Genomic DNA, 3341 nt, shown 5'->3' on the forward strand with positions numbered 1-3341 from the left:
TGGCTACCCGTATAGTCGTTACAGTATTTCAGCTACGCCTATTGCCGAAAATGACCAAGGGATGCAAAGAGACTATTGGTACACTGTAGCGCGTAAGCCACGTTTGTTGGATACGCCGGAATCGGTAGGGCGTATCGCCGCTGCACGTACCGTGGCCCGATTGGGGGCAAAACGACTTAAAACGGGCAAATACCCAGTGCTTTTTGATGCCTCGCTAGCAGCGGGGTTACTGGGCTCTTTTGTCCGAGCCGCAAGTGGGGGAGCGTTGTATCGTAAGACCTCTTTTTTGCTCGATCAACTCGGTAAAGCGGTGTTTGCCCCCCACATCCAGATCATTGAGCGTCCCCATGTTGTCGCTGGCCTGGGTAGTGCGCCGTTTGATTCCGAGGGGGTAAAAACTACTGACCGCGTGATCGTAGACCAGGGGGAGCTCCATGGTTATTTTCTGTCTTCGTATACAGCGCGTAAACTTGGGATGAAAACAACGGGTAATGCCGGAGGCGCCCATAACTTGCGTTTACTGTCGTCCCATACACAAGCGCAGGATGACTTAGCAGCCATGCTTAAAAAAATGGGAACTGGGCTGTATGTGACAGAGCTGATCGGGCAGGGTGTTAATTACGTCACCGGTGATTATTCTCGTGGCGCTTTTGGTTATTGGGTTGAAAATGGGGAGATTCAGCATGCGGTTGAGGAAATCACTATTGCTGGCAACTTGGCGCAAATGTATCAACAAGTGGTTGCAGTCGGGGCAGACGAGTTGATCCGTGGTGGTAAGCAAACTGGTTCAATTTTGATTGAACAGATGGCTGTTGCTGGGAACTGATGTTACATTTAGCTCATAGCACAACCTAATTACCCTGTGCAAACCCTAGTTACAGATCATATTGGCACGGTGTATGATCAAAGATCGGCCGTGTCATTTCCGGTCATTTATTAACTTGAACGCCACGGAGGATCTACGCGATGCAGCGTCGTTCATTTCTTAAAAAAGCCGGCTTGACCGCCGTCGCAGGCTCTGCCGCGGTAGCTGCGCCAGCTATTGCCGAAAGCCTACCTAAAATCAGCTGGAAGATGACTTCCACTTATGGTCCTTCTTTGCCCGCTTTGTACTCTGCCGCTGAGCTTTTTGTCAAAATGGTCGAAGAGGCGTCTGATGGTAATTTCTCCATCCGTCTTTATCCCGCTGGGGAAATTGTTCCCGGTTTCGAAGTCATGGACGCAGTAGAAAACCGTACAGTAGAAGCCGGTCAAACCGCTTCTTACTACTTCTACGGCAAAGACCCTTCTTTCTGTTTTGATACCGCTGTGCCGTTTGGCTTAAACTCACGCCAAATGAACGCTTGGATGCACGAAGGGGATGGGCTAAAGCTAATGCGCGAGCTTTTTGCTACGCGTAATATTGTTAACTTCCCATTTGGTAACACTGGCACCCAGATGGGTGGTTGGTATCGTAAAGAAATCAAATCCATTGAAGACCTAAAAGGCTTGAAAATGCGCACGGCCGGTTTTGCGGGCGAGGTCTTAGCGCGTCTGGGTGTGGTGCCTCAGCAGGTTCCACCAGGGGATATTTACCCCTCTCTAGAAAAAGGGACATTGGATGCGGTAGAGTTCGTTGGCCCCGTGGACGATGAAAAGCTCGGCTTGCAAAAAGTCGCTAAGTATTACTATTACCCCGGGTGGTGGGAAGGCTCTGCTCAAGTATCGCTCTATGTAAACAACGATGCTTATAACGAGCTACCTAAAGCATATCAATCTTTAGTGGAGACCGCTTCTCGCGCTGCCGGTGACAAAATGCTCACCGTCTATGATTCACAAAGCCCAGGTGCATTGCGTCGTCTGATCGCAAGCGGTGCTGTATTAAAAGCCTTCCCTCGCGATGTTATGGATGCATCTTTTGCCGCTGCCAACGAGCTATATAAAGAGTTCTGCGACAAAGACGAGCGCTTTAAACGTATTTACGAAAACTACATGAGCTTCCGTGATGAGCTTGTGCCATGGTTCCGTGTTGCTGAAGGCTCCTACGATAACTACTTAGGTATCGCTCTGGCGAACCGCAACAAATAAGCCCTTTGTGGCCAAAAACCCCCATTCGTTATGGAATGGGGGTTTTTTTATTGTTTTTATTTTTTTTGTGTTAAAATTTTGTGTTTACTCTTTAATCGTGTTGGCACGGGCGAATCATAACGTCTTGGCGAACAAGATTAAATATGATTGTTTATGGCGTAATGCCTTTTTATTAGGAACCTATCATGAAGACCTTTGTGGCCAAACCCCATGAAGTCCGTCGTGAGTGGTTTGTGATTGATGCCAAGGACAAAGTCCTCGGTCGTGTGGCCAGCGAAGTTGCACGCCGCCTACGTGGTAAACACAAACCTGAATACACTCCGCACGTTGACACGGGTGATTATATTGTTGTGATTAACGCAGCAGAACTACGCGTTACCGGCAATAAAATGCAAGACAAAAAATACTACCGTCATACCGGTTATGTTGGTGGTATCAAAGAGACCAACTTCGAAACCATGCAACAGCGTTTCCCTGGTCGTGCTTTAGAAAAAGCCGTCAAAGGTATGCTCCCCAAAGGCCCATTGGGTTACGCCATGGCCAAGAAACTCAAGGTTTATGCTGGCGCCGAACATCCCCATGCGGCCCAACAGCCTAAACCCCTGGATATCTAAGGACAGGTCATGATCGGTAATTGGAATTACGGTACCGGGCGCCGCAAATCTTCGGTAGCTCGTGTTTTTATCAAAAAGGGTACAGGTGCTATTGTTGTAAACGGTAAACCTGTAGACGAATACTTTGCTCGCGAAACCGGCCGCATGATTGTGCGCCAGCCTTTGGTTTTGACTGGGCTACTAGAAAACTTTGATATCAAAGTTAACGTACACGGTGGCGGCGAAAGCGGTCAGGCGGGTGCTGTACGTCACGGTATTACCCGTGCTTTGATTGATTTCGACGAAACGCTCAAACCTACACTTAAACAAGCTGGTTTGGTTACGCGTGATGCTCGTGAAGTCGAACGTAAAAAAGTCGGTTTCCACAAAGCACGTCGTCGCAAACAGTTCAGCAAGCGCTAATTTTTTGCGTATGCGCCAGCTTTGGCTGGTGTATGTACAAAACCCCGACTCTGGTCGGGGTTTTGTTTTTTGATCTCTATGCTGAGAAATCCCCAAAAAAATCACAGATCCTATATCATAAACAGATGATTGATTTATTTTTTCTCATATAAAAAGGGGAACCATGTCCACATCTGCTCAGCCTACAAAAATAAAAGTTGGTATTGTTGGCGCCACGGGTTACACCGGTGTAGAACTATTACGTTTACTTGCTCAGCA

General features: G+C 47.9%; 5 protein-coding genes. All 5 read left to right on the top strand.

What is annotated here, in order from left to right:
• Positions 1-826 (top strand): metallopeptidase TldD-related protein (locus tag Q1V74_RS06220; RefSeq protein WP_300647534.1); only part of this gene is annotated, 826 nt, incomplete at its 5' end.
• Positions 827-966: 140 nt separating this feature from the next.
• Positions 967-2067 (top strand): TRAP transporter substrate-binding protein, encoded by a 1101-nt coding sequence (locus Q1V74_RS06225; RefSeq protein ID WP_260650062.1) that lies wholly within the window; start codon positions 967-969, stop codon positions 2065-2067.
• A gap of 185 nt (positions 2068-2252) precedes the next feature.
• A complete protein-coding gene (gene rplM / locus Q1V74_RS06230; RefSeq protein ID WP_260650063.1) occupies positions 2253-2681 on the top strand; it encodes a 50S ribosomal protein L13 in 429 nt (142 codons plus the stop codon).
• Positions 2682-2690: 9 nt separating this feature from the next.
• Positions 2691-3083 carry a 30S ribosomal protein S9 gene (gene rpsI / locus Q1V74_RS06235; RefSeq protein ID WP_260650064.1) on the top strand — a complete coding sequence of 131 codons (393 nt, stop codon included), beginning with the start codon at positions 2691-2693 and terminating at the stop codon, positions 3081-3083.
• 163 nt (positions 3084-3246) lie between these two features.
• Positions 3247-3341: hypothetical protein (locus tag Q1V74_RS06240; RefSeq protein ID WP_300647535.1), on the top strand; the 95-nt coding region annotated here is incomplete at its 3' end.

The organism is Paenalcaligenes sp., assembly GCF_030152715.1.
In the GTDB taxonomy this organism is placed as follows: domain Bacteria; phylum Pseudomonadota; class Gammaproteobacteria; order Burkholderiales; family Burkholderiaceae_B; genus Paenalcaligenes; species Paenalcaligenes hermetiae.

Excerpts from the sequence above, each read along its gene's own strand:
- Q1V74_RS06225 (WP_260650062.1), top strand. The coding sequence starts at position 967 with ATGCAGCGTCGTTCATTTCTTAAAAAAGCCGGCTTGACCGCCGTCGCA.
- rplM (WP_260650063.1), top strand. The coding sequence starts at position 2,253 with ATGAAGACCTTTGTGGCCAAACCCCATGAAGTCCGTCGTGAGTGGTTT.
- rpsI (WP_260650064.1), top strand. The coding sequence starts at position 2,691 with ATGATCGGTAATTGGAATTACGGTACCGGGCGCCGCAAATCTTCGGTA.